A 25092-nucleotide genomic window follows, 5' to 3' on the forward strand; every position below is an offset into this window, starting at 1 on the left:
GTTTTTGGAAATCGCTTGGAAGGAATTTTGGAAGCGGCGGGAGCCGCCGCCTCCAAACCCTTGATTTCATTGGTCGGAGCGATAGGATTCGAACCTACGACCCTCTGATCCCAAATCAGATGCGCTACCAGGCTGCGCTACGCTCCGACGAATCAGCGATTGTAGCGGTAGTGCCCCTACGCCGTCAAATCCCTGTACGACAAACCAACAAAAAGCGGCCAGCATCCCGCGCTTGCCGCTCAGGGGCGGGGCGTGCACCATGAACGCACACGCCGCACATGCCCCTATCCGCCAACAAAAGGAGACGCCATGCACCTTATCCTCTGGCGCCACGCCGAAGCCGAAGATATCGCCGCCAGCGACCTCGCCCGCCAGCTCACCACGCGCGGGCGCAAGCAGGCGCAGAACGTCGCGCGGTGGCTGCGCGCGCGCCTGCCCGACGACGCCGTGATCCTCGCCAGCCCCGCCGCGCGCACCATCCAGACCGCCGAGGCGCTCACCGATCAATACCGCGTCGTGCGCGAACTCGCGCCCGACGCGAGCGTCGAGCAGGTCCTCACCGCCGTGGGCTGGCCCGAAGGCCTCGCGTCCACGGTCGTGGTGGTTGGCCATCAGCCCACGCTCGGCGAGGTCGCGGCGCGGCTGCTCTCTGGGGGCGCCGATTCGCGCAGCTGGGCCGTGAAGAAAGCGGGCGTGCTCTGGCTTGCCAGCCGCGAACGCAGCGGCGACGATCAGGCCGTCCTGCACGCGGCCATCACGCCCGATCTCGTCTAACAGTCCTCCAACCCGCCTCCCCCGTTGGGCCGCGTGTACGCGGCCTGTACAGCGTTTCAAGCGCCCCCGCCTCCCCCGGCCTTTCAGCCGCCGCGTCCGTCTGCCTTACACCACGTCATTGAATCGTCACTGCGTTTTCATGGAAACGTAACGGCGTATTACTAAATTGCCGGGAAAGTTCTCTTACTTCCGACCAGGACGCCCCATGCGAGATCTGCCGACGCCCTCCCTGCCGTTCGCCTCGACGCTGTTCGAGACGAACCGACGCTTGCCGCGCGCCGAAGAAACGGTTACCGCGCAGCATCGGCTGCAGGTAGCCTGGGCTCGCACCGACGAGGAACTGCGTGAGGCCCAGCGTCTGCGCTACCGCGTGTTCGCGGAAGAAATGGGCGCACGCCTGACCGGCCCCGCCGGTCTCGACGTCGACGCCTTCGACTCGTACTGCGACCACCTGCTCGTGCGCGACCTCGACACGCTCAAGGTCGTTGGCACCTACCGCGTGCTGCCGCCGCACCAGGCGGCGCGCATCGGCCGCCTCTACGCCGAAAGCGAATTCGACGTCTCGCGTCTTGCGCATCTGCGCCCGAAAATGGTCGAGGTGGGCCGCTCGTGCGTGCACCCCGACTACCGCAGCGGCTCGGTCATCATGTCGCTGTGGGGCGGTCTGGGCGGCTATATGCAGCACAACGGCTACGAGACGATGCTCGGCTGCGCGAGCGTCGCCATGGCCGACGGCGGCCACTACGCGGCGAACCTGTACTGCGCGCTCGGCGCGAACGCCCTGACCGCGCCCGAGTATCGCGCGTTCCCGCACACGCCACTGCCCGTCGAGGAACTGCGCACCGGCGCCCCTGCCGTGCCGCCGCCGCTCATCAAGGGCTATCTGCGCCTCGGCGCGAAGATTTGCGGTGCGCCCGCCTGGGACCCCGACTTCAACACCGCCGACTTCCTCACGCTCTTCCGCCTCTCGGAGATCAATGAGCGTTACGCGCGTCACTTCCTCGGCGAAGCCATTACGCGCTAAGACCACATCCGCCCTTCCGTGGGCAAATTCAGCGGATGAAAAAAAGCCCGGCTCAACAACGAGCCGGGCTTTTTCATTGGCGTGGCGCGCAACGCGCGGCGCTCACTCCTCCGTATAAACCACGCGATACGGTATGCCGATCTTGCCCCATTCCGCCGCTTCCTGAACGAGGTTGTAATCGGTGAGCGGATTGTTCTGGACCCACGCATTGGGCAGCAGCACTTCGTAGCCGTTGCCCTCCTGCGCCACCGTGATATGCGGCAGACCGACGTCGGCGCGGCGGCGCGTGAGCAGCGCGGCCAGACGCAGGCAGAACAGCAGCGGCCACTCCACATCGCGCGTTTGCGAGAGCTTGCCGAGCTTGCCCACGTGGCCGAGCACGAGCGCGGCGAGGCGCGCCTGGTCGGTGCGCGAGAAGCCGGGCATGTCCGCGTTGCTGGCGATGTAGGCCGAGTGCTTGTGATACGCGCTGTGCGAGATGGACAGCCCGATTTCGTGCAACGACGCCGCCCACGTGAGGAACATGCGGTTTTCTTCGCGACGCTCCTCGTCGGGCTCCTCGAACTGGTCGTAGAACTTCACGGCCAGCTCGCCGATGCGCCCCGCCTGCGCGCGATCCACGCCGTAGCGGCGCATGAAGCCCTCCACCGTGACCGTGCGCATGTCCTCGTGCTGCGAGCGGCCCAGCAGGTCGTAGAGCACGCCCAGACGCAGCGCGCCGTCCGTGGTGTCGACGTAGTCGATGCCGAGTTCCTCGAACACCGCGATCATGATCGAGAGACCGCCCGCCAGCACGGGAATGCGATCGGGCTTGAGCGCGACGAGCTTGAGCCGGTTCACGTTCTCGGCCTTGATGAGCGCGCGCTTCAGGCGCTCGAGCCCGCCGCGCGAAATGCCGTGCGTGATGCCGGGATCGTTGAAGCCGTTCGCCTCGACGAGTTCCGCGAGCGCGCGCGCCGTGCCCGACGAGCCGATCGCCTGGTCCCAGCCGGTCTTGCGGTAGTCGGCGGAGATGATCTGAATTTCGCGCGTGGCCGCGAGTTCGGCCTGGCGCATGGTGTACTCGTCGACGTTGCCCGACGGGAAGAACTGGCGGCTATGGCTCACGCAGCCGATATAGAGGCTTTCCATGCGGATCGGCGTGTAGTGCGCGCCGATGATGAATTCGGTCGAACCGCCGCCGATATCCACCACGAAACGTTTGCCGGCGCTCGCCGGCACCGAGTGCGCGGCGCCCGCATAGATGAGGCGCGCCTCTTCGCGGCCCGCGATCACTTCGATCGGGAAGCCGAGCGCGGCTTCCGCCTCGCTGAGGAACTCGCGCGAGTTCTTGGCCACGCGCAGCGTATTGGTCGCCACCGCGCGCACCTGGTCGGGATGGAAGTCGCGCAGCCGCTCGCCGAAGCGCTTGAGCGCGTCCCAGCCGCGCACCTGCGAGGCGCGGTCGAGCAGCTTGTCCTTCGACAGGCCGGCCGCGAGCCGCACGGGTTCGCGCAGGGCATCCACCGGATAGATCTGGCTGCCGGCGTCGGTTTCCTCGACGCGGCCTACGATCAGACGAAAACTGTTCGAACCGAGATCGACGGCGGCAAGCAGTTGGGGATTGGTGACCATCGAGGGGGCAGGCTCCATGCGTGCATACAGAGACGACCGCGCGGCCATGCGGGCTTGCTGCGCCGCCGCCGCGCCGTCCAAATGCGTCATTTTAAGCGTAGCCGACTTCACCATGTCGCTCCTCGCATTCGTCATGACCATGGGTACTTTTACCCAGCGTGCATGTTCGCAACGCGACTTGTCGATTTCGTGAAAATGCGGCGTAAAATTTATGACACACCGAATGTCACAATAAAGTCATATTACTGTGAGAATTTCCGAGCGTCCGTTCGAATCACTTCCTGACATTCCGTTTTCATTGCCGATGTCCATCCGCTATCCCCTACTCAATCGCGAACTGGGCATTCTGGGATTCAACGAGCGCGTGCTCGCACAGGCGTCCGATCCCGCTGTTCCTTTGCTGGAGCGCTTGCGCTTCATCTGTATCACCAGTAGTAACCTCGACGAATTCTTCGAAGTCCGCATGGCCGGGCTTCAGGAGCAGATGCGCGACAACCCCGGCGTGCTCTCGCCCGACGGCATGTCGCTGCAGCACGTGTACGACCTCGTGGTCGAACGCGCGCAGCGTCTCGTGCATCGCCAGTACCGCATGCTGCACGACACCGTGCTGCCCGCGCTCGAACAGGAAGGCATCTATTTCCACGGCACCGACGCCTGGAACGAGGCGCAAACCGCCTGGGCGCGCAAATACTTCCTCGACGAACTGCTGCCCGTTCTCACGCCCATCGGGCTCGATCCCGCGCACCCGTTCCCGCGCGTGCTCAACAAGAGCCTGAACTTCGTGGTCGAACTCGAAGGCAAGGACGCCTTCGGGCGCCAGGCCGTCATGGGCATCGTGCAGGCGCCGCGCGCGCTGCCGCGCCTCGTGCGCATGCCGCAGGAGCTTTCCGGCTTCCAGCACGGCTTCGTGCTGCTCGGCTCGCTCTTGCAGCGCTTCGTGGGCGAGCTGTTCCCGAGCCTCGTGGTGCGCAGCTGCAACCAGTTCCGCATTACGCGCAACAGTGAACTTTTCGTCGACGAAGACGAAATCACCAACCTGCGCGTGGCGCTGCAGGGCGAACTGCCCGCGCGGCACCTGGGCAATGCGGTGCGTCTCGAAGTGTCGGCGGAAACGCCGCCGCATCTCGCGAAGCGCCTGCTCGACGAAAGCGGCCTCGACGAAAAGGACTGCTATTACGTCGACGGCCCCGTGAATCTCGTGCGCCTCATGCAGTTGCCCGAGATGGTCGATCGCCCCGACCTCAAGTTCGTGCCGCATGTGCCGGCCATTCCGAAGCGCATCGCCACGAACAGCAACATGTTCGACGTGATCGATCAGGGCGACGTGCTCCTGCATCATCCGTACGAGAGCTTCCAGCCCGTGCTCGAACTGCTGCTGCAGGCCGCGAACGATCCGAACGTGGTGGCGATCAAGCAGACGATCTACCGCACCGGCACCGACTCGCCGCTCATGGACGCGCTCATGCAGGCCGCGCGCAACGGCAAGGAAGTGACGGTGGTCGTGGAGCTGCTCGCGCGCTTCGACGAAGAAACCAACATCAACTGGGCCGCGCAGCTCGAAGCCGTCGGCGCGCACGTGGTGTATGGCGTCGTGGGCCACAAGTGCCACGCCAAGATGATGCTGATCGTGCGCCGCGTGCCCGTGAACGGCCGCATGGTGCTGCGCCGCTACGTACACCTCGGCACCGGCAACTACCACCCGCGCACGGCGCGCCTTTACACCGACTTCGGCCTCATGACCTCGGAGCCGAAGATGTGCGAGGACGTGCACCACGTCTTCCAGCAGCTCACGGGCATCGGCGGCGAACTGCAGTTGCATGATCTGTGGCAATCGCCGTTCACGCTGCATCCGAAGATGATCGAGGCGATTCGCAACGAAGCCGACGCCGCCCGCGCAGGCAAGAAGGCGCGCATCGTCGCGAAGATGAACGCGCTGCTCGAGCCGACCGTCATCGACGAGTTGTACGAAGCGTCGCAGGCCGGCGTGAAGATCGACCTCATCATCCGTGGCGTGTGCTCGTTGCAGCCGGGCGTGCCGGGGCTTTCGGAGAACATCACGGTCCGCTCGATCGTCGGGCGCTTCCTCGAGCACCATCGCATTTACTACTTCTATGCGGGCGGCAAGGAACACGTCTATTTGTCGAGCGCGGACTGGATGGATCGCAACCTGTTCCGCCGCGTCGAAGTGGCGTTCCCGATCCACGACCGCAGGCTCAAGCGTCGCGTGATCGCCGAAGGCCTTTCCACGTTCCTCGGCGACAATCAATCGGCCTGGCTCATGCAAAGCGACGGCCACTATCGCCGCCGCCGGGCAGGCAAGGCCGTGCGGAACGCGCAGTTGAGCTTGCTCGCGAAGTTCTGTCCGTAATGCGCTGACGCACTGGCTAACGCTGCAAACAAAAAAGCCGCTTCGAATGAAGCGGCTTTTTCAATTGCGCCTGCCGCTTCTCACACCGGCGCGGGCTGCCTTCTCGTCGTGCGCGCGGTGGGAAAGCGCACCGTGAACGTGCTGCCCCGCCCTTCCTCGCTCTTCACTTCGAGCGCCGCGTCGTGGCGCTGCAGCACGTGCTTGACGATCGCAAGCCCGAGGCCCGTACCGCCCGTGTCGCGCGAGCGGCTGCGATCCACGCGATAGAAGCGCTCGGTCAGGCGCGGAATATCGGCGGCCGGAATGCCGAGACCGCTGTCGGTGACGGCAAACACCGCGCTGCCGTGCTCCGAGCGCCACGACAGATGCACCGTGCCGCCGTCCGGCGTGTAACGCACCGCATTGGTCGCCAGATTGCCGAGCGCGCTCATGATCTCGGTTTCGGAACCGGTCACGCTCAGGCCATCGTCGAAATCGGCCGTGATGCGGTGATGCCCGCCAGAAAGGCTTTCGGCGTCCTCGCGCACGTGCCCGAGCACCGCGCGCATGTCGACCATATGGTCGCCGGGCTGACGCCCCTCGCCTTCCAGCTTCGCAAGCACGAGCAGGTCGGTGACGATATGGCGCATGCGCGAGGCCTGTTGCTCCATCAGCTCCAGGTAGCGGTTGCGCTCGGCTTCGCCAAGCGGCAGCTCGCGCATCGTCTCGAGGAAGCCCGAGAGCACCGTGATCGGCGTTTTCAGTTCGTGCGAGACGTTGGCCACGAAGTCGCGCCGCATGGCGTCGGTGCGCTCGAGTTCGGTGATGTCCTGCGAAAGCACGAGCTTGCGGTTCTCGCCGTACGGAAACACCTGCACCGAGATCACGTTCTGACGCTTCGCGCCCATGCCGCGCATGATCAGCATGTCCTTGTAGTCGTGCGAATTGAGGTAGCGCACGAAGTCCGGCTGACGTACCAGATGCGTGATGTGCTGGCGCAGGTCGCGCTTCGCGTCGAGGCCGAAGTGGATTTCGGAGATCGCGTTGCACCACTCGATCTGGTCGTGATCGTCGAGCATGGCGACGCCATTGGGCGAAGCCTGGATCGCCTGGATGAAACGCGAATGCTGCTGCTCCACCTGGCGCACCTGAGCGTGCCAGCGCTTCGCGAGCTTGTGCAGACGGTAGTAGATTTCGCCCCAGATGCCGGGAGCGCTCGGCACCTCGCCGTAGACCGGCGCGTCGAGCAGGCGCCAGAGACGCTGCTTGTGGAACGTGCTGAAGAGCATTTGCCCGAGCAGCGCCAGCACGGCGATGCCCAGCGCGATCTTGACGCCGAAAAGCGCGCCAATGCCCGCGCAAATGAGCGCGAGCAAAACAATCGATACGAGGGAGCGCGCCCAGATGATGTTCATGTTCCTGCGATCGAAGAAAAATACGGTCGGATGCGGGCACGCGACATCTTGTTACCACCGCACGAATCCCGGCGGCAGTGAAGCGGCCGCGCCGCCCGGTGACTCACCCTGCGGCGCGGCCGTTGTTCCAGCTCAGGCGCTCTTGGCGAGACGGTAGCCGCTGCCGCGCACCGTTTCGATCATAGCATCGCACCCTGCCGGCTTGAGCGCGGCACGCAGACGCTTGATATGCACGTCCACCGTGCGCTCTTCCACGAACACGTGATCGCCCCACACCTGGTCGAGCAGTTGCGTGCGGCTGTGCACGCGCTCGGGATGCGTCATGAAGAAGTGCAGCAGACGGAACTCGGTCGGACCGAGGTCGAGCTTGATTTCCGAGCCTTCGGCGGCGGCCGCCACGCGGTGCGTGGCCGGATCGAGCTTCAGACCGTTGATCGCCACCACGTCTTCCGTGAGCTGCGGCGCGCGGCGGCGCAGCACCGCCTTGATGCGCGCCATCAGCTCCTTGGGCGAGAACGGCTTCGTCACATAGTCGTCAGCGCCGATTTCGAGGCCGAGCACCTTGTCCTGCTCGTCGCCGCGCGCGGTCAGCATGATGATCGGAATGTGCTTCGTGCGCTCGTTGTTGCGCAGATCGCGCGCGAAATTCACACCCGACTTGCCCGGCAACATCCAGTCGAGCAGGATGAGATCGGGCAGCACGTCGCTGATCAGGTTCTGCGCCTGCTCCGCGTTGTAGGCGCGGATCGGGCAGTGGCCTGCGTGCTGCAGGTTCACCGAAATCAGCTCGGAAATTGCGGGCTCATCTTCGATGACGAGAATGCTGCTAGGCATCGGCACCTCTTGACCTTGTTACCTGTGGATTGATTAGCTGAGTGCTTCGCGTTCGAGCGCGTCGCGCGACTTGTGGCGCACGTCGGTGCCCTTCACGATGTAAATGATGAATTCCGCGATGTTCTTCGCGTGGTCGCCGATCCGCTCGATCGCCTTGGCGATGAACAGATAGTCGAGGCCCACGGAGATCGTGCGCGGATCTTCCATCATGTAGCTCACGAGCTTGCGCACGAACGCACGGAATTCCTCGTCGATCGCCTTGTCGTCGCGCACGATCTGCGCGGCGGCCACGGTGTCGAGGCGCGCGAACGCGTCGAGCGCGCGGCGCAGGATCGACACGGCCATCTCGCCCGAGACCTTGATCTCGGCGATGTTGACGGTGCGCGAAGCGCCGTCTTCCATCAGGCGCTTCGTGCGCTTGGCGATCTTCTCGGCTTCGTCGCCGGCGCGCTCGAGGTTCGTGATGGTCTTCGAAATGGCGAGCACGAGGCGCAGGTCGCGCGCGGCCGGCTGGCGGCGCGCGATGATGTTGCTGCACTCCTCGTCGATCTCGACTTCCATCGTGTTGAGGCGGTCTTCAGCGGCGATCACGCGCGCGGCGGCTTCGCCGTCGAAATCGTTGAGCGCCTGCATTGCCGTGATGATCTGCGATTCGACGAGGCCGCCCATTTCGAGCACCTTCGACGAAATGAGGTTCAAATCGGCGTCGAACTGGCTGGACAGGTGTTTGTCGGACATGATTGGCTCCCTGCAACGATCAGCCGAAACGGCCGGTAATGTAGTCTTCCGTTTCCTTGCGGACCGGCTTGATGAAGATCTTTTCGGTGTCGCCGAACTCGATCAACTCACCAAGGTACATATATGCAGTGTAGTCCGAGCAACGCGCGGCTTGCTGCATGTTATGGGTGACGATCACCACCGTGTAGTCGCTCTTGAGTTCCGCGATCAGCTCTTCGATACGGCCCGTGGAAATCGGGTCGAGCGCCGAGCACGGCTCGTCGAGCAGCAGCACTTCGGGGCGGATCGCAATGCCGCGCGCGATACACAGGCGCTGCTGCTGGCCGCCCGAGAGGCCGTAGCCGCTCTGGCCGAGCTTGTCCTTCACTTCGTTCCAGAGCGCGGCCTTGGTGAGCGCCCACTCCACGCGATCGTCCATTTCCGGGCGCGAGAGCTTCTCGAACATCTTCACGCCGAACGCGATGTTGTCGTAAATCGACATCGGGAACGGAGTCGGCTTCTGGAACACCATGCCGATGCGCGCGCGCAGCAGCGAAATGTCGCGCTTGGTCGCGAGCAGATTCTCGCCGTCCATCACGATCTCGCCTTCGGCACGCTGCTCCGGATAGAGCGCGAACATCTTGTTGAAGGTGCGCAGAAGCGTGGACTTGCCGCAGCCCGACGGGCCGATGAACGCCGTCACCTTGCCTTCGGGAATCTGCAGGTTGATGTTCTTCAGCGCGTGATACTTGCCGTAGAAGAAGTTCAGGTCCTTCACTTCGATCTTCGGCTTGCCCAGCGCCGGCAGGCGTGCGTTCTGGGCGGGGTCCGCGGGTTCAAACCCAGCGGAGGGCGCATTGCCGTGCGCAGCGGTGTTGAGGTGACTCTCAGCCATGTTCATCGGGAACTCCGCCCTTACTTTTTCGAAAAGATCGTGCGCGCGAGGATATTCAGACCCAGCACGCCCAGCGTGATCAGGAAAACGCCGGCCCACGCAAGCGACTGCCATTGCGAAAACGGGCTCATCGCAAACTTGAAGATCGTGACCGGCAGGTTCGCGATCGGTTGATTCATGTCGGCGCTGAAGAACTGGTTCGACAGCGCGGTGAACAGCAGCGGCGCGGTTTCGCCGGCAATACGGGCGATGGCGAGCAGTACGCCCGTCACGATGCCCGCAATCGACGCCTTGAGCGTGATGGACAGCACCATCTTCCACTTCGGCGTGCCGAGTGCGAATGCCGCTTCGCGCAGCGCGTTCGGCACGAGCTTGAGCATGTTCTCGGTCGTGCGGATCACGATCGGGATCTGCAGCAGTGCGAGCGCAATCGCGCCGGCCCAGCCGCTGAAGTGGCCCATCTTCGCGACCACGAGCGCGTACACGAACAGACCCACGACGATCGAAGGCGCCGACAGCAGAATGTCGTTGATGAAGCGCGTGACGCTCGCGAGCCAGCCCTTCTGCCCGTATTCCGCGAGATAGATGCCCGCGAGAATGCCGATCGGCGTGCCGACGAACGTTGCGATCACAACGAGCAGCAGGCTGCCGATGATGGCGTTCAGAAGACCGCCGCCATCAGTGTTCGGCGGCGGCGTGGACTGCGTGAACAGGTCGATCGAAAGACCGCCGATACCGAGCGAAATCGTCGTGTAGAGAATCCACACGAGCCACAGAAGGCCGAATCCCATGGCGGCGAGCGAGAGCGCGAGCGCGATTGCGTTAGTGACGCGGCGGCGACGCTGCAGCTTGTCGCGCATGCGATCGAGTTCGGGGCCGTAAATCGCACCCGGAATTTTCATCATCGGTTCGCTCATCGCGCACCCTCCGATTTTTCAAGGCGCAGCAACATGAGCTTCGAGATCGACAGCACGATGAACGTAATCACGAAGAGGATCAGGCCGAGTTCCATCAGCGCGGCCGTGTGCAGGCCCGGGCTCGCTTCCGCGAACTCGTTGGCGAGCGCCGACGTGATGCTGTTGCCCGGCGAAAAGAGCGACACGTTGTCGAGCAGGTTCGTATTGCCGATCACGAACGTGACGGCCATGGTCTCGCCCAGCGCGCGGCCAAGGCCGAGCATCACGCCGCCGATCACGCCGGTCTTGGTGAACGGCAGCACGATCTTCCACATCACTTCCCAGGTCGTGCAGCCGATGCCGTAGGCCGACTCCTTGAGCAGCACAGGCGTGACTTCGAACACGTCGCGCATGACCGAGGCGATGTACGGAATGATCATGATCGCGAGAATCACGCCGGCGCACAGAATGCCGATGCCGATGGGCGCGCCCTGGAACAGCGCGCCGACGATCGGCATGCCGCCCAGCAGCGTGCCGAGCGGCTTTTCGAACCATTGCGCGAAGATCGGTGCGAACACGAGCAGACCCCACATACCGTAGACGATCGACGGGATCGCGGCGAGCAGTTCGATGGCGATGCCGAGCGGCCGGCGCAGCCACGCGGGCGAAAGCTCGGTGAGGAAGAGCGCGATGCCGAAGCTCACGGGCACGGCAATGATGAGCGCGATAAGCGAAGTAGCGATCGTGCCGTAGATGGGCACGAGCGCGCCGAACTGCTCGCTGGGAGGATCCCAGTCGGCAGTCCAGAGGAATGCGAAACCGAATTTCTGGATCGTCGGCAACGAGGCGACGATCAGCGACACGATGATGCCGCCGAGCAGCAACAGCGTGACGATGGCGGCAAGGCGCGCGAGGCCGCCAAAAATGATGTCCCCTGCCGGGCTGGGCGCTTTTTGCTGCGCGGCGTTGCCGGGCGGGTTCGACACGAGCGGGACGTCGGACATGGTGACCTGGTTCCAGTTGCCGCGAGCGCGGGGCTCACGACGTTGATGCAGCCGTAGGACTGCAGATCGCCCGCCTTCCGGCCGTTAATACAGACTGGCCGGAAGGCGGGCGGCACATCATGGACAGCGAGGAATCAGGCAAGCCACAAGCGAACAGGCCGCGCGCGTCACGCGGCGGCCTTTTTTACGCTTGCCTGACGCTTCGCTTACTCGGCGACCGGCTTGCCGCTCGCGTCCTTGACCTTCTCCTTCCACTGCGACTTGATTTCGCTCACGACCGACGGCGGCAGCGAGATGTAGTCGAGGCTGTCAGCAGCCGGCGTGCCATTCTTGAAGGCCCAGTCGAAGAACTTGAGCGTTTCCTTGCCCTGGTCCGGCTTGTCCTGTGCGGTGTGCAGCAGCACGAAGGTCGCGCCGACGACCGGCCATGCGTCCTTGCCCGGCTCGTTCGTGAGGATCTGGTAGAACGACTTCTTCCAGTCCGCGCCAGCGGCCGCTGCCTTGAACGTTTCGGTGTCCGGCTGAACCACAGCGCCCGACTCGTTCTTCATGGCAGTGTAGACCATGTGATTTTGCTTCGCGTACGCCCATTCGACGTAGCCGATCGCGCCCGGCAGACGCTGCACAAAGGCTGCGACGCCGTCGTTGCCCTTGCCGCCCGTGCCCGTCGGCCATGCGACGGTCGTGCCTTCGCCGACCTTGGTCTTCCACTCGGGGTTGACCTTCGAGAGGTAGTTCGTCCAGATGAAGCTGGTGCCCGAACCATCGGCGCGGCGGACCACGGCGATATCGAGATCAGGCAGCTTGACCTTCGGGTTCAGCGCGACGATGGCCGGATCGTTCCACTTCTTGATCTTGCCGAGGTAGATGTCGCCGAGCACCGGGCCCGACAGCGTGATTTCGCCGGCCTTCACGCCCGGCACATTGATCGCCGGCACGACGCCGCCAACCACCGTCGGGAACTGGAACAGACCTTCCTTGGCCAGATCTTCGTCCTTCAGCGGCGCGTCCGAGCCTGCGAAGTCAACGGTCTTGGCTTGAATCTGCTTGATGCCGCCCGACGAGCCAATGCCCTGGTAATTCACCTTGCCGCCGCCCGACTTCTGATAGGCATCCGCCCATTTCGTATAGATCGGTGCTGCGAAGGTGCTACCCGCGCCAGTGATGTCAGCAGCCTGCGCTGCGATCGCGAAGAGCGCGCCAGCAACGCCAGCGAGCGCGGTTTGCATCAATTTCATGAGACCTCCAGTGTGTGAGCGGATGAACGACACCGCGAAGCTTAGGGGGTCTCTGTGACAGTACTGTGACGATTCATGAAGCGAACGTGACAGTACGATTACTGGCTGAAAGGCGCGTGGATATGCGTATTGGGCGATTTGCGAGGCGCGCTCGCGGCATGGCCAGCAAGTGGGATTGCGGCTGGAAAGCCCGCCAGACGGGCGTTCGGACGGTGCCCCGGGGTCCGATGAAAAAATTCGAGGAATTCCTCGAAAATGGTTTGCAAACCGTTATGTGAATGTTTTAAACGTTTGCCCGATTTCGCTTCGACGCCGGAAAAGAAGCAAAAAAAGATGCGCATGAGCAGTGGGCACGGCGGCGGGTTGCACCGCCGTGCTCATCGATTCGGCGCCGGCGATTACGCGATCGAACGCTTGACCACGCCTGCGATCGCCTCGGCGTAGTGCACCGTGTCGCGCTCCTCGCGGGCCTCGACCATCACGCGCAGCACCGGCTCCGTGCCCGAGGCGCGGATCAGTACACGCCCCTTGCCCTTCAATTCCGCCTCGGCGGAAGCGATCGACTTCTGGATCTCGGCGTTGCCCTTCCAGTCGGCGCCATGCGCGATGCGCACGTTGATGAGCTTCTGCGGAAACAGCTGCACGCCGTCGAGCAGCTGCGCGATCGTCTTGCCGCTGCGTTTCATCGCCGCGAGCACGAGCAGCGCCGAAACGATGCCGTCGCCGGTCGTGTGACGGTCGAGCGAAAGAATGTGGCCCGAGCCTTCGGCGCCGAGCTGCCAGCCGCGCTCGCGCAGTTGCTCCAGCACGTAGCGGTCGCCCACGTTCGCGCGCACCAGCTGCACCCCAAGGCCTTCGAGCGCCTGCTCGATCGCGAGATTGGTCATGAGCGTGCCGACTGCGCCTTCCACCTTGCCATCGGTCGCGATGCGGTCCTTCACGAGCACGTAGAGCAGTTCGTCGCCGTTGTAGAGGCGGCCTTGTGCGTCCACCACCTGGAGACGGTCGGCGTCGCCGTCCAGCGCGATGCCGAGGTCCGCGTGATTCGCGCGCACCGCGCGCACGAGCGCATCGGGCGCGGTCGCGCCTACGCCGTCGTTGATGTTGAAACCATTCGGCGACACGCCGATCGGAATGACGTCCGCGCCCAGTTCGTGGAACACGTGCGGCGCGATGTCGTAACCCGCACCGTTGGCGCAGTCGATCACGAGCTTGAGGCCCCGCAGGTTGAACGCCTGCGGGAACGTGCTCTTGCAGAACTCAATGTAGCGGCCGCCCGCGTCGTGCAGACGGCGTGCACGGCCGAGCTGCTCGGACGGCGCACAGGCGAGCGGCTGTTCGAGCTGCTCCTCGATTTGCGTCTCCACCTCGTCGGGGAGCTTGTTGCCGTCGGCGGAGAAGAACTTGATGCCGTTGTCGTAGTACGGATTGTGCGACGCGCTGATCACGACGCCCGCGGCGAGCCGCAGCGCGCGCGTGAGATAGGCGATGCCGGGCGTCGTCATCGGGCCGGCCAGCATCACGTCGATGCCGGCAGCCGAAAGCCCCGCTTCCAGGGAAGCTTCAAGCATATAGCCCGAAATACGCGTGTCCTTGCCGATCAGCACGGACGGGCGCGGCCCGGATGCCCCCGCCGACCCCGCGAGCACCTTGCCCGCCGCATAGCCTAGCCGAAGCACGAAATCGGGCGTGATCGGCGCCTCGCCGACCTTGCCACGCACCCCATCAGTTCCGAAATAACGACGTCCCATCTTTCTATCCCTCGGTTTGCTACTGCCTTGTCCTGTATTTTCGCCGCCCGGATGCGTTAGTGCATCTCGTGTCGGAATGCGCCGCCTGCCAGCGCGTCGCGCATCGCCGCCCAGACCTTGAGCGCATCCACGGTGGGCGCGACGTCGTGCACGCGTATGATCGCCGCACCGCGCTCGGCCGCGCATACGGCCGCCGCCACGCTCGCGGCAACACGTTCGGGCGCGGGCCGGTTCACGAGCGCGCCGAGCATCGATTTGCGCGACATGCCGGCAAGGATCGGATACGGCGCGACGCCAGCCGCAACCTCCGGCGCCGTCTCGGGCAGGTGCGAGAGCAACGCGTAATTGTGCTCCAACACCGCCTTGCCGAAACCAAAGCCCGGATCCACGCTGATGCGCGCCTTCGCCACGCCCGCCGCTTCGAGTTCGGCGCAACGCTCGGCGAGAAACTCACGAACCTCGCGCACGACGTCCACGTAGTCGGGCTCGCTCACCTGCATGGTCTGCGGCTCGCCAAGCATGTGCATCACACACAGCCCGCAGTCACTGCCGCGCACGGCGTCGATCGCGCCAGGCATCCGGAAACCCCAGATGTCGTTGATCAGGTCGGCGCCTGCCGCGAGCGCCGCGCGCATGACTTCGGGCTTGTACGTGTCGATCGAGAGCGGCACGTTCGCGTCCTTGAGCTTTTCCACCAGCGGAATCACGCGCTCGAGTTCCTCGTCGAGCGGCACGGGCGGCGCGCCCGGCCGCGTCGATTCACCGCCAATGTCGATGATATCGACGCCGTCGAGCATCATCTGCTCCGCGCGGCGCAAGGCGTCGCCAAAAGCGATATAGCGGCCGCCATCGGAAAACGAGTCGGGCGTGGCGTTGAGGATGCCCATGACGAGCGGGCGCTCGAAAGTCAGCGTGAAGCGGCCGCACGCGAGCGGCTCAGGTGGGAGACTACCTTGCGAGGAGATGTTGGGCACGTCAAGAAACGTCAGATGTGTAACGAGATGCGGCGGCCCATCAACACGCAGGCGCGCCAGAAATGCAAAACGGGCCGATGTGAACATCACACCGGCCCGCAACTTTACTCGATAAGGATCACGCCGGTGCAGTGGCGCTACCGGGTTTGACCTCGGTGCCCGTGCTGCCGCCCGAGGATGCGTCGCCCGGCGACGGCGAGCTCTTCGGCGAACGCGGCGGACGGCCGGCCATGATGTCGTTGATCTGGTCGGCGTCGATCGTTTCCCACTCCATGAGTGCCGCGGTCATGGCTTCGACCTTGTCGCGGTTCTCGTCGAGCAGGCGCTTCGCGAGGCTGTACTGCTCGTCGAGCACGCGGCGGATTTCCGCGTCGACCTTCTGCTGCGTCGCTTCCGAGATCGCGCGCGTGAAGCCCTTGCCAAACGGGCCGCCGTCGTTGTCGTCGTCGGCATAGACCATCGGTCCCATCGCGTCGGTCATGCCGAAGCGCGTGACCATGGCGCGTGCCGTTTGCGTCGCCTTGTTGAAGTCGTCCGAGGCGCCCGTGCTGATCAAGTTCATGAACAGCTCTTCCGCCACGCGGCCGCCGAACAGGATGGCCAGACGATCCAGCAGATAGTCCTTCGAATACGTTTCGTTGTCGTGCTCGGGCAACTGCCACGTCACGCCCAGCGCACGGCCGCGCGGAATGATCGTGACCTTGTGCACCGGGTCCGCCTTCGGCAGCAGCTTCGCGATGACCGCGTGGCCCGACTCGTGGTACGCCGTAGCGCGCTTCGCTTCTTCGCGGATCACGGCCGACTTGCGCTCCGGACCCATGAAGATCTTGTCCTTCGCGTCTTCGAAGTCCTGCATTTCGACGATGCGCTTGCCGCGGCGCGCCGCGAAGAGTGCAGCTTCGTTCACGAGGTTCGCGAGGTCGGCACCCGAAAAGCCCGGCGTGCCACGCGCGATCACCGCTGCATCCACGTCGTTGGCGATCGGCACCTTGCGCAGATGCACCTTCATGATCTGCTCGCGGCCACGAATGTCCGGCAGGCCAACATACACCTGGCGGTCGAAACGGCCCGGACGCAGCAGCGCCTTGTCGAGCACGTCCGAGCGGTTGGTTGCCGCGATCACGATGACGCCCGAGTTCGCCTCGAAGCCGTCCATCTCGACCAGCATCTGGTTCAGCGTTTGCTCGCGCTCGTCGTTGCCGCCGCCCATGCCGGCGCCACGATGGCGGCCGACCGCGTCGATTTCGTCGATGAACACGATACACGGCGCGTGCTTCTTGGCCTGCTCGAACATGTCGCGCACGCGGGCCGCGCCCACGCCGACGAACATTTCCACGAAGTCCGAACCCGAGATGCTGAAGAACGGCACCTTCGCTTCGCCGGCAATGGCGCGCGCAAGCAGCGTCTTACCCGTACCCGGAGGGCCGACGAGCAGCACGCCGCGCGGGATACGCCCACCCAGCTTCTGGAATTTTTGCGGATCGCGCAGGAAGTCGACGAGTTCCGACACTTCTTCCTTAGCTTCGTCGCAACCCGCGACGTCGGAGAAGTTGACCGCGTTGTTGTTCTCGTCGATCAGGCGGGCGCGCGATTTACCAAAGGAGAACGCCCCGCCTTTGCCGCCCCCCTGCATCTGCCTCATCATGTAGAACCAGAACACAATGATCAGTATCGTCGGTCCAAGGTAATACAACGCCGAAACGAGCGCATTCGGCTCTTCGTCGGCCTTGCCGCTCACCTGCACGCCGTATTTCATCAGGTCGCCGACCATCCAGATGTCGCCCGGAGAGACGATCTGGTATTTCTGGCCGTCAGCCGGAGTGACCGTGAGGTTCCGCCCCTGCACCACGACACTCTTGACCTTGCCGGCCTTCGCGTCGTCCATGAACTGCGAGTACGAAACGCCTTCCTGGACACGGGGCTTGTCGAACTGCTTGAACACCGTAAACAGCACCAGTGCTATTACCAGCCACACTGCTGCCTTCGAAAACATGTTGTTGTTCAAAGCACCACTCCTTCACTCATAGATGGGCGCCTACATTTGCCTTGCGACACCACCAAAGCATTCTAATCCAGTACACCGACCCCTGCCATAACGTTTCGCTACCGCAGGAATAGCCCGAGCGCCTTGTCCTGCCCGCCTCTTGCACCCATAGTGCGGCCAGTTCGCGCCTTTTTGTACGGCAATCGTACCCCGTTTAACCGGGGTGCTTCAGATGTTTACCCAATATAAACGTTTCGGACGATTTATCGCGCGAAGCCTTCGGTTTGCGCGCCGCCACGACCTTAAACTGCTGCTTGAACTTCTCGACGATCTGGCTATAACCGCTGCCGTGAAAACATTTGACTAAAAGGGCACCATCGGGTTTCAGATGATTCTGCGAAAACTCGAGCGCGAGATCGCACACGTGCTCGATACGCGCCGCGTCGGCAGACGCGACCCCCGAGAGATTGGGCGCCATGTCCGAAATTACAAGATCGACCGGGCGCCCACTCACCAATTCTTCCAGTTGCGCGAGCACGTCGTCTTCGCGGAAGTCACCCTGGAGGAACTGCACGTCGGAGATGGGTTCCATCGGCAGGAGGTCGAGCGCAATGATCGTGCCGTCGATACCGCCCTGTCGCTGGTCGTCGCGCTTCGTGCCTTGCGCGAGCTTGTTGCGCGCGTACTGGCTCCAGCTGCCCGGCGCGGCGCCGAGGTCCACGATCACCATGCCGGGGCGGATCAGCTTGTCCTGCTCGTCGATTTCCTTGAGCTTGTACGCGGCGCGAGCGCGATAGCCCTCCCGCTGCGCCATTTTCACGTACGGGTCGTTGATATGGTCGTGCAGCCACGACTGGTTGAAGCGATTTTTTGCCATTAAAGATGAACTCTTGCTGCGTGATTCCGCGCTTTTAGCGGATAATACGCGTTTTATTCGTGCGGCCGTCGCGGCCCGCCTGGCCGGATGTTCTTTGCTCCGCCGGCGTTTTTTGCCCGCGCCCTGCCGTTCCCCACGGTTTTCCGTTGTTCCGACGCGCTTTGCCCGCTGGCGGCCCGCTATTCGCGGACCGCATCCACGTCTGCCAGGTTGTCAATTCATGCCTGGCGATACGCGCGGCGCCGTCATTTTAGTCGAGTCTGCCACATCCCATGCCCGCCCTCACTCTTTCCGCCGAACAGCGCTCCGAACTGCGCTCCCAGGCTCACGCGCTCAAACCGGTCGTGCTCATCGGCGCCGAGGGACTGACCGACGCCGTCATCAAGGAAATCAAGGTCCACCTTGACGCGCACCAGCTCATTAAAGTGCGCGTGTTCGGCGACGAGCGCGAAGAGCGTCTCGCGATCTACGAAGAGATCTGCGACCGACTGAGCGCCGCCCCCGTCCAGCACATCGGCAAGCTGCTCGTCATCTACAAGCCCGAGGAAGCCAAGGCGAAGTCCACCACCGCGCGCGCCGGCGCCCGCGGCACCGTGTCGCGCCCCTCGGCCGACGTCCCGAGCGCTCGCGAAGCGGGCAAGCGTGGCGCGGCTCCGCGCGTCGTGAAGGTCGTCAAGGCCAGCGACAACCCCATGCGCAAGCCGAAGTCGCAAAAAGTGACGGTCAAGGGTAACGAACGCGTCACGCAAGGCGGCAACATCAAGCGAGCCAAGAAGCGCCAAACCAGCTCCAAGCGGGCCCACCAGGGTTCGAAGTAAAAAAGCGCGGCCTTCGAGCCGCGCTTTTTTGTTTGCGCCAGCGGCGGGTACGTTCGCTTACTGCGCGGTGTCGCCAGGACGCCGCGGCAGCGCGCCACGCGCCGAAGGCAGCAGCCAGACGAGCCACGCACCGAGCAGGCTCTGCACCAGATAGAACAGGCTCGACACACCGTGCAGCAAGCCGAAGCGGCTCGCATACGGCGAACTGGCCACATCCATGCCGGCGCTCATGGCCTGCACGCGCAACGCGTTCATGAACGGCTGCAACGCGAAATAGCCGATCAGCACGCACAGCAGCATGGCCGCCAGAATCCAGCGCAAGCGCCGATAGCCCAGCGCGCCGCGGCGCGCGAGCACGTTCGACAGCCCAAGCAGCAGCACGCCACACACCACGCCAATCAGGCCTTCCAGGCGAAAGAGCTGCGCGGCAAGCTCGCCGGCTACCACCCTTTCGAGCGACGCGAACAATACTGGCGCGACCGCATAGCCGATGGTCAGCTGGCTGCCGACCCACAACATGGTCAACAGCCCGAAGATCCGGTGCGGAACGAGCGAAACGGGAGCGGCATAGCCTGCCTGACTTGCGGTACTCACGTCGATGGGCCCTTAGACGTAGCGAACCTCGATGACCTCGTACTCGCGCACGCCGCTCGGGGCCTGCACTTCGGCGACGTCGCCTTCGGACTTGCCGATCAGCGCGCGCGCGATGGGCGAGCTGACCGAGATCAGGCCGTGCTCGAGGTCAGCTTCGTCGTCGCCGACGATCTGGTAGGTCACCGTCTTGCCCGAATCGAGGTCTTCGAGATCCACGGTCGAGCCGAACACGATGCGGCCGTCCGCTTCGAGGGTGGACGGGTCGATGATCTGCGCGGCCGACAGCTTCGATTCGATTTCGGCGATGCGGCCTTCGATGAAGCCCTGCTTTTCCTTCGCCGCGTCGTATTCGGCGTTTTCCGACAGGTCGCCCTGGGCGCGCGCTTCGGAGATCGCGTTGATGACCGCCGGACGCTCGACGGATTTCAGGCGCTGCAACTCTCCGCGAAGTTGGTCTGCGCCGCGCTTGGTCAAGGGAATCGTGCTCATAAACAACTCGTACGGCCCACGAGGGCCTAAAGAAGGCCGCGCCACGCACGCTTGTCGCGCGCGTTGCGGCCATAAAAAAATTCCGCGGTTAAGTGCATCCCGCGAGGGCGGCTGCGCGGTCTGGCGCAGCCTGAAAACCCTGTTGGGACGCCGCTTAACCGCGGCACATTCAGCTTTTTTAGCCTGCCTCGTTGAGCGTTAGACAGACAATTGAAGCCTTAGTTTAGGCGAGCATGGAGGCCTTGTAAATCATAGACTTCCAGGTTCTTCAGGTAGCGCAGACCCTCGACGGCCGCGCGGGCGCCCGACATCGTCGTGTAGTAGGTGACCTTGTTGGCCTGCGCGCTCATGCGGATCGAACGCGAATCGGCGATCGCCGAGCGGGTTTCATCCACCGTCGTGAAGACGAGCGAAATCTCGCCGTTCTTGATCATGTCGACGATGTGCGGACGGCCGTCCTTCACCTTGTTCACGACCTTCACCGGCACGCCGGCCGCTTCGATCGCTGCCGCGGTACCGCGCGTCGCCACGATCGAATAGCCGAGTTCGTGCAGCATGCGAGCGACTTCGACCGCCTTCGGCTTGTCCGAATCCATCACCGTGATGAAGACGGTGCCCGACTCCGGCAGACGCGAACCAGCCGCGAGTTGCGACTTGAAGAGCGCTTCGCCGAACGTCTTGCCCACGCCCATCACTTCGCCCGTGGAGCGCATTTCCGGCCCGAGCACCGGGTCGACGGTCGGGAACTTGATGAACGGGAACACCGCTTCCTTCACGCTGAAGTACGGCGGCACGACTTCCTTCGTCACGCCCTGCTGCGCCAGCGTCTGGCCGACCATCGCGCGCGCCGCGATTTTCGCGAGCGGCAGGCTGGTGGCCTTCGACACGTACGGCACGGTACGCGAAGCACGCGGATTCACTTCCAGCACGTAGATGATGTCCTTCTTCGAACCATCGTCCTGCGGCACTTGCTGGATCGCGAACTGCACGTTCATCAGGCCGACCACGTTCAGCGCCTTGGCCATCGCGGCCGTTTGACGCTTGAGTTCCGTGACCGTCTCCTGCGACAGCGAGTACGGCGGCAGCGAGCAGGCCGAGTCGCCCGAGTGGACGCCCGCCTGTTCGATGTGCTCCATCACGCCGCCGATGAACACGTCGGCGCCATCGGAGATGCAGTCCACGTCGCATTCGATCGCATCGTTCAGGAAGCGGTCGAGCAGCACCGGCGAATCGTTCGACACCTTCACGGCCTCGCGCATGTAGCGTTCGAGGTCGCGCGGCTCGTGGACGATTTCCATGGCGCGGCCGCCCAGCACGTACGACGGACGCACGACGAGCGGGTAGCCGATTTCGTCGGCGAGCTTGAGCGCTTCGTCTTCGGCGCGTGCGGTGCGGTTCGGCGGCTGGCGCAGGCCAAGGTCCTGCAGCAGCTTCTGGAAGCGTTCGCGGTCTTCGGCCGCGTCGATCATGTCCGGCGACGTGCCGACGATGGGCACGCCGTTGGCTTCGAGGTCGAGCGCGAGCTTCAGCGGCGTCTGGCCGCCGTACTGCACGATCACGCCAACCGGCTTTTCCAGGTCCACGATTTCGAGCACGTCTTCGAGCGTGAGCGACTCGAAGTACAGACGGTCGGACGTGTCGTAGTCGGTCGAAACCGTTTCCGGGTTGCAGTTGACCATGATCGTTTCGTAGCCGTCTTCGCGCATGGCGAGCGCGGCGTGCACGCAGCAGTAGTCGAACTCGATACCCTGACCGATCCGGTTCGGGCCACCGCCCAGCACCATGATCTTCTTGTTGTTCGTCGGGTTCGCTTCGCACTCGTCCTCATAGGTCGAGTACATATAGGCGGTCTTCGTGGCGAACTCGGCCGCGCAGGTGTCCACACGCTTGTAGACCGGGCGCACGTTCAATTCGATACGACGCTTGCGCACGTCGGCAGCATTCGCGCCGAGCAGCTTCGCCAGGCGTCGATCCGAAAAACCGCTTTGCTTGAGGTAACGCAGCTCGTCCTTCGAAAGGCTCTCGAGCGTGCGGCCACGGACGGCTGCTTCCTTCTTGATGATTTCTTCGATCTGCGCGAGGAACCACGGGTCGATCGCGGTTTCTTCGAAGATCTCTTCGCGCGTCATGCCCACGCGGAACGCGTCGCCCACGTACCAGATGCGGTCCGGACCGGCTTCACCGATCTCGCGGATGATCTCGTCGCGGCTCGTGGTCTTTTCGTCCAGACCGTCTACGCCGACTTCGAGACCGCGCAGCGCCTTCTGGAACGACTCCTGGAAGGTACGGCCAATCGCCATCACTTCGCCCACCGACTTCATCTGCGTGGTGAGGCGCGGATCGGCTTCGCGGAACTTCTCGAACGCGAAACGCGGAATCTTCGTGACGACGTAGTCGATGGTCGGCTCGAACGATGCCGGCGTCGCGCCGCCCGTGATTTCGTTCTTCAGCTCGTCGAGCGTGTAGCCGACGGCCAGCTTCGCTGCAACCTTGGCGATCGGGAAGCCCGTAGCCTTCGACGCGAGCGCCGACGAACGCGACACGCGCGGGTTCATTTCGATCACGATCATGCGGCCCGTCTTCGGGTCGATCGAGAACTGGACGTTCGAGCCGCCCGTATCCACGCCGATTTCGCGCAGCACCGCGAGCGAAGCGTCGCGCAGGATCTGGTATTCCTTGTCGGTGAGCGTTTGCGCCGGCGCGACCGTGATCGAGTCGCCGGTGTGAATGCCCATCGGGTCGAGGTTTTCGATCGAGCAGACGATGATGCAGTTATCCGCCTTGTCGCGGACCACTTCCATCTCGTATTCCTTCCAGCCGAGCAGCGATTCTTCGATCAGCAGTTCGCGCGTGGGCGACAGATCGAGACCGCGCTTGCAGATCTCTTCGAACTCTTCGCGGTTGTACGCGATGCCGCCGCCCGAACCGCCGAGCGTGAACGAAGGACGGATCACGACCGGGTAGCCGCCCGTGCCGGTGGCTTCGGCGATCTCGCCTTGCACCTTGATCGCCTCTTCCATCGAGTGCGCGACGCCCGACTTCGCCGAACCGAGACCGATCTTGGTCATCGCGTCCTTGAACTTCTGGCGGTCTTCGGCCTTGTCGATCGCTTCCGGCGACGCGCCGATCAGTTCGACGTTGTACTTCTTCAGCACGCCGTGGTGGTGCAGGTCGAGCGCGCAGTTCAGCGCGGTCTGGCCGCCCATCGTCGGCAGGATCGCGTCGGGGCGCTCCTTCTCGATGATGCGCTCCACCACTTCCCACGTGATCGGCTCGATGTAGGTGACGTCGGCCGTGTTCGGGTCGGTCATGATCGTCGCCGGATTGCTGTTGACGAGGATGACCTTGTAGCCTTCTTCACGCAGCGCCTTGCATGCCTGCGCGCCCGAATAGTCGAACTCGCACGCCTGGCCGATGATGATCGGACCCGCGCCGATGATGAGAATGCTCTTGATGTCTGTCCGCTTGGGCATAACGCTCTCGCTAAATATTCCTGTGTCTTTTCCGTCTGGCGGCTCGCTGCCTGCTTTGCTTGCCGCCGGGCGCGCGCGTGGGCCGTTCTTCAAACCGGCTCGCTGCACACCCTGCTCTGCTCTTTCGCTTCGGCTTCAGCGCGACGCTTACGCCTTCGCCTTGTCCATCAGCGCCGTGAAGCGGTCGAACAGATAGCCGATGTCCTGCGGGCCGGGCGACGCTTCCGGGTGACCCTGGAAGCAGAACGCGGGCTTGTCGGTCAGCTCGAAACCTTGCAGCGTGCCGTCGAACAGCGACACGTGCGTGACGCGCGCGTTCGCGGGCAGCGTGGCGGCGTCCACCGCGAAGCCGTGGTTCTGCGACGTGATGACGACGCGGCCGTCGGCCAGATCCTTGACCGGATGATTCGCGCCGTGGTGGCCAGTCTTCATCTTCAGGGTCTTCGCGCCGACGGCGAGCCCCATGATTTGGTGACCGAGGCAGATGCCGAACGTCGGGATGCCGCGCTCGATGAAGGCTTGCGTTGCCTTGATCGCGTAGTCGCACGGTTCCGGGTCGCCTGGGCCGTTCGAGAGGAACACGCCGTCCGGGTTCAGCGCGAGCGCGTCTTCAGCCGTCGATTGCGCCGGCAGCACGGTGACGTCGCAGCCGCGCTCGGCCAGCATGCGCAGGATATTCTGCTTCACGCCGTAGTCGAACGCGACGACCTTGTACTTCGGCGCCGACTGCGTGCGGTAGCCTTCGCCCAGACGCCATTCCGTGGTGTTCCACGTGTACGACTTGTCCGTCGAAACGACCTTGGCGAGGTCCATGCCCGCGAGGCCCGGGAACGAGCGCGCGAGTTCGATGGCCTTCGCTTCGTCGTCGGAACCGGCGAGGATCGCGCCGTTCTGCGCGCCCTTGTCGCGCAGGATACGCGTGAGCTTGCGCGTATCGATGCCGGCGATGGCGACCACGCCTTCGTCCTTCAGATACTGGCCGAGCGTGCGCTCCATGCGGAAGTTCGAGGCGAGCACAGGGAGGTCGCGGATGATCAGACCGGCGGCATGGACTTTCGTGGCTTCGACGTCTTCGGCGTTGACGCCGACGTTGCCGATATGCGGATACGTGAGGGTGACGATCTGGCGAGCGTAGCTCGGGTCGGTCAGGATTTCCTGATAACCGGTGATGGCCGTGTTGAACACGACTTCACCGATCGTATGACCCGGCGCGCCGATCGAGTAACCACGAAAGACCGTGCCGTCGGCGAGCGCGAGCAGAGCGGGAGAGAATGACGGCAACACGGGAGACTCCTTGGGGGAGCACCCTGTGCCGACCTGTTATCCGACGTTGCGATCTTGCGACCTGAGAGCGGCTGCGGCGTCGGCATCCTT

Annotated in this window: 21 protein-coding genes and 1 tRNA gene; 4 read left to right on the forward strand and 18 right to left on the reverse strand. The window is 63.8% G+C overall.

The annotated features are described in order from the left end of the window. Positions 1-70 precede the first annotated feature (70 nt). A tRNA-Pro gene (locus FAZ97_RS09395) sits at positions 71-147 on the reverse strand. 162 nt (positions 148-309) lie between these two features. Between FAZ97_RS09395 and sixA the strand changes: the two genes are divergently transcribed. Both sixA and FAZ97_RS09405 read left to right on the forward strand, forming a co-directional pair. Next, positions 310-774 (forward strand): phosphohistidine phosphatase SixA, encoded by a 465-nt coding sequence (sixA, locus tag FAZ97_RS09400; RefSeq protein ID WP_158758202.1) that lies wholly within the window; start codon positions 310-312, stop codon positions 772-774. Between the two features lie 205 nt (positions 775-979). Continuing rightward, positions 980-1798, forward strand: a complete 819-nt coding sequence (locus FAZ97_RS09405; protein ID WP_158758203.1) for a GNAT family N-acetyltransferase — start codon at positions 980-982, stop codon at positions 1796-1798. 102 nt (positions 1799-1900) lie between these two features. Here FAZ97_RS09405 and ppx read toward each other — a convergent pair whose 3' ends face one another. Beyond that, complete coding sequence (gene ppx, locus FAZ97_RS09410; protein ID WP_456093675.1) at positions 1901-3412, reverse strand: exopolyphosphatase; 1512 nt, start codon at positions 3410-3412, stop codon at positions 1901-1903. Between the two features lie 304 nt (positions 3413-3716). Between ppx and ppk1 the strand changes: the two genes are divergently transcribed. Continuing rightward, positions 3717-5780 carry a polyphosphate kinase 1 gene (gene ppk1, locus FAZ97_RS09415; protein WP_158758204.1) on the forward strand — a complete coding sequence of 688 codons (2064 nt, stop codon included), beginning with the start codon at positions 3717-3719 and terminating at the stop codon, positions 5778-5780. An 80-nt stretch (positions 5781-5860) separates the two neighbouring features. Here ppk1 and phoR read toward each other — a convergent pair whose 3' ends face one another. From phoR to FAZ97_RS09475, 12 genes are all read right to left on the reverse strand, one after another. Continuing rightward, positions 5861-7174: a phosphate regulon sensor histidine kinase PhoR gene (phoR, locus tag FAZ97_RS09420; protein ID WP_158758205.1), complete on the reverse strand. Its 1314-nt coding sequence runs from the start codon at positions 7172-7174 to the stop codon at positions 5861-5863. Positions 7175-7306: 132 nt separating this feature from the next. Then, positions 7307-8008: a phosphate regulon transcriptional regulator PhoB gene (phoB, locus tag FAZ97_RS09425; protein ID WP_042261377.1), complete on the reverse strand. Its 702-nt coding sequence runs from the start codon at positions 8006-8008 to the stop codon at positions 7307-7309. A 33-nt stretch (positions 8009-8041) separates the two neighbouring features. Then, a complete protein-coding gene (gene phoU / locus FAZ97_RS09430; protein WP_158758206.1) occupies positions 8042-8746 on the reverse strand; it encodes a phosphate signaling complex protein PhoU in 705 nt (234 codons plus the stop codon). A gap of 19 nt (positions 8747-8765) precedes the next feature. Beyond that, positions 8766-9620, reverse strand: coding sequence for a phosphate ABC transporter ATP-binding protein PstB (pstB, locus tag FAZ97_RS09435; protein WP_407671808.1), 855 nt, complete (start codon positions 9618-9620; stop codon positions 8766-8768). A 20-nt stretch (positions 9621-9640) separates the two neighbouring features. Next, a complete protein-coding gene (gene pstA, locus FAZ97_RS09440) occupies positions 9641-10537 on the reverse strand; it encodes a phosphate ABC transporter permease PstA (RefSeq protein WP_158758208.1) in 897 nt (298 codons plus the stop codon). After that, positions 10534-11520: a phosphate ABC transporter permease PstC gene (gene pstC, locus FAZ97_RS09445; protein WP_158758209.1), complete on the reverse strand. Its 987-nt coding sequence runs from the start codon at positions 11518-11520 to the stop codon at positions 10534-10536. Before pstC ends, pstA begins: the two co-directional genes overlap by 4 nt. Positions 11521-11726: 206 nt before the next feature. After that, on the reverse strand, positions 11727-12758 hold the full coding sequence (gene pstS / locus FAZ97_RS09450; protein WP_158758210.1) for a phosphate ABC transporter substrate-binding protein PstS: 1032 nt from the start codon (positions 12756-12758) through the stop codon (positions 11727-11729). Positions 12759-12856: 98 nt separating this feature from the next. After that, entirely contained in the window at positions 12857-13099 is a 243-nt protein-coding gene (locus FAZ97_RS09455) for a hypothetical protein (protein ID WP_158758211.1), read from the reverse strand. Between the two features lie 57 nt (positions 13100-13156). Continuing rightward, entirely contained in the window at positions 13157-14509 is a 1353-nt protein-coding gene (gene glmM, locus FAZ97_RS09460; RefSeq protein ID WP_158758212.1) for a phosphoglucosamine mutase, read from the reverse strand. Positions 14510-14565: 56 nt separating this feature from the next. Next, positions 14566-15474, reverse strand: coding sequence for a dihydropteroate synthase (gene folP / locus FAZ97_RS09465; RefSeq protein ID WP_158759116.1), 909 nt, complete (start codon positions 15472-15474; stop codon positions 14566-14568). A 127-nt stretch (positions 15475-15601) separates the two neighbouring features. Continuing rightward, positions 15602-17488, reverse strand: coding sequence for an ATP-dependent zinc metalloprotease FtsH (gene ftsH, locus FAZ97_RS09470; protein ID WP_158758213.1), 1887 nt, complete (start codon positions 17486-17488; stop codon positions 15602-15604). A 193-nt stretch (positions 17489-17681) separates the two neighbouring features. Then, a complete protein-coding gene (locus FAZ97_RS09475) occupies positions 17682-18344 on the reverse strand; it encodes an RlmE family RNA methyltransferase (RefSeq protein WP_158758214.1) in 663 nt (220 codons plus the stop codon). Between the two features lie 272 nt (positions 18345-18616). On the opposite strand from FAZ97_RS09475, the gene yhbY reads away from it, so the two are divergent. Beyond that, the gene (yhbY, locus tag FAZ97_RS09480; protein WP_158758215.1) at positions 18617-19162 is read left to right on the forward strand and encodes a ribosome assembly RNA-binding protein YhbY; all 546 of its coding nucleotides are present in this window, start codon (positions 18617-18619) and stop codon (positions 19160-19162) included. A gap of 57 nt (positions 19163-19219) precedes the next feature. On the opposite strand, the gene FAZ97_RS09485 is transcribed toward yhbY, so the two are convergent. The 4 genes from FAZ97_RS09485 to carA all read right to left on the reverse strand — a co-directional run bounded on the left by FAZ97_RS09485 (position 19220) and on the right by carA (position 25002). Then, the gene (locus FAZ97_RS09485) at positions 19220-19681 is read right to left on the reverse strand and encodes a DUF4149 domain-containing protein (RefSeq protein ID WP_158759117.1); all 462 of its coding nucleotides are present in this window, start codon (positions 19679-19681) and stop codon (positions 19220-19222) included. A gap of 87 nt (positions 19682-19768) precedes the next feature. Beyond that, complete coding sequence (gene greA / locus FAZ97_RS09490; RefSeq protein WP_158758216.1) at positions 19769-20245, reverse strand: transcription elongation factor GreA; 477 nt, start codon at positions 20243-20245, stop codon at positions 19769-19771. Positions 20246-20463: 218 nt separating this feature from the next. Further along, positions 20464-23718 carry a carbamoyl-phosphate synthase large subunit gene (gene carB, locus FAZ97_RS09495; RefSeq protein ID WP_158758217.1) on the reverse strand — a complete coding sequence of 1085 codons (3255 nt, stop codon included), beginning with the start codon at positions 23716-23718 and terminating at the stop codon, positions 20464-20466. A gap of 147 nt (positions 23719-23865) precedes the next feature. After that, positions 23866-25002 (reverse strand): glutamine-hydrolyzing carbamoyl-phosphate synthase small subunit, encoded by a 1137-nt coding sequence (carA, locus tag FAZ97_RS09500; protein WP_158758218.1) that lies wholly within the window; start codon positions 25000-25002, stop codon positions 23866-23868. Between the last annotated feature and the right edge of the window lie 90 nt (positions 25003-25092).

The sequence above is a fragment of the Paraburkholderia acidiphila genome (genome assembly GCF_009789655.1).
GTDB classification, from domain to species: Bacteria; Pseudomonadota; Gammaproteobacteria; order Burkholderiales; family Burkholderiaceae; genus Paraburkholderia; species Paraburkholderia acidiphila.

What these genes read in the sequence shown, in the direction of transcription:
- sixA (WP_158758202.1), top strand. Translation starts at nt 310, where the DNA reads ATGCACCTTATCCTCTGGCGCCACGCCGAAGCCGAAGATATCGCCGCC.
- FAZ97_RS09405 (WP_158758203.1), top strand. Translation starts at nt 980, where the DNA reads ATGCGAGATCTGCCGACGCCCTCCCTGCCGTTCGCCTCGACGCTGTTC.
- ppx (WP_456093675.1), bottom strand. Translation starts at nt 3,412, where the DNA reads ATGGTCACCAATCCCCAACTGCTTGCCGCCGTCGATCTCGGTTCGAAC.
- ppk1 (WP_158758204.1), top strand. Translation starts at nt 3,717, where the DNA reads ATGTCCATCCGCTATCCCCTACTCAATCGCGAACTGGGCATTCTGGGA.
- phoR (WP_158758205.1), bottom strand. Translation starts at nt 7,174, where the DNA reads ATGAACATCATCTGGGCGCGCTCCCTCGTATCGATTGTTTTGCTCGCG.
- phoB (WP_042261377.1), bottom strand. Translation starts at nt 8,008, where the DNA reads ATGCCTAGCAGCATTCTCGTCATCGAAGATGAGCCCGCAATTTCCGAG.
- phoU (WP_158758206.1), bottom strand. Translation starts at nt 8,746, where the DNA reads ATGTCCGACAAACACCTGTCCAGCCAGTTCGACGCCGATTTGAACCTC.
- pstB (WP_407671808.1), bottom strand. Translation starts at nt 9,620, where the DNA reads ATGGCTGAGAGTCACCTCAACACCGCTGCGCACGGCAATGCGCCCTCC.
- pstA (WP_158758208.1), bottom strand. Translation starts at nt 10,537, where the DNA reads ATGAGCGAACCGATGATGAAAATTCCGGGTGCGATTTACGGCCCCGAA.
- pstC (WP_158758209.1), bottom strand. Translation starts at nt 11,520, where the DNA reads ATGTCCGACGTCCCGCTCGTGTCGAACCCGCCCGGCAACGCCGCGCAG.
- pstS (WP_158758210.1), bottom strand. Translation starts at nt 12,758, where the DNA reads ATGAAATTGATGCAAACCGCGCTCGCTGGCGTTGCTGGCGCGCTCTTC.
- FAZ97_RS09455 (WP_158758211.1), bottom strand. Translation starts at nt 13,099, where the DNA reads ATGCGCATCTTTTTTTGCTTCTTTTCCGGCGTCGAAGCGAAATCGGGC.
- glmM (WP_158758212.1), bottom strand. Translation starts at nt 14,509, where the DNA reads ATGGGACGTCGTTATTTCGGAACTGATGGGGTGCGTGGCAAGGTCGGC.
- FAZ97_RS09475 (WP_158758214.1), bottom strand. Translation starts at nt 18,344, where the DNA reads ATGGCAAAAAATCGCTTCAACCAGTCGTGGCTGCACGACCATATCAAC.
- yhbY (WP_158758215.1), top strand. Translation starts at nt 18,617, where the DNA reads ATGCCCGCCCTCACTCTTTCCGCCGAACAGCGCTCCGAACTGCGCTCC.
- FAZ97_RS09485 (WP_158759117.1), bottom strand. Translation starts at nt 19,681, where the DNA reads ATGTTGTGGGTCGGCAGCCAGCTGACCATCGGCTATGCGGTCGCGCCA.
- greA (WP_158758216.1), bottom strand. Translation starts at nt 20,245, where the DNA reads ATGAGCACGATTCCCTTGACCAAGCGCGGCGCAGACCAACTTCGCGGA.
- carB (WP_158758217.1), bottom strand. Translation starts at nt 23,718, where the DNA reads ATGCCCAAGCGGACAGACATCAAGAGCATTCTCATCATCGGCGCGGGT.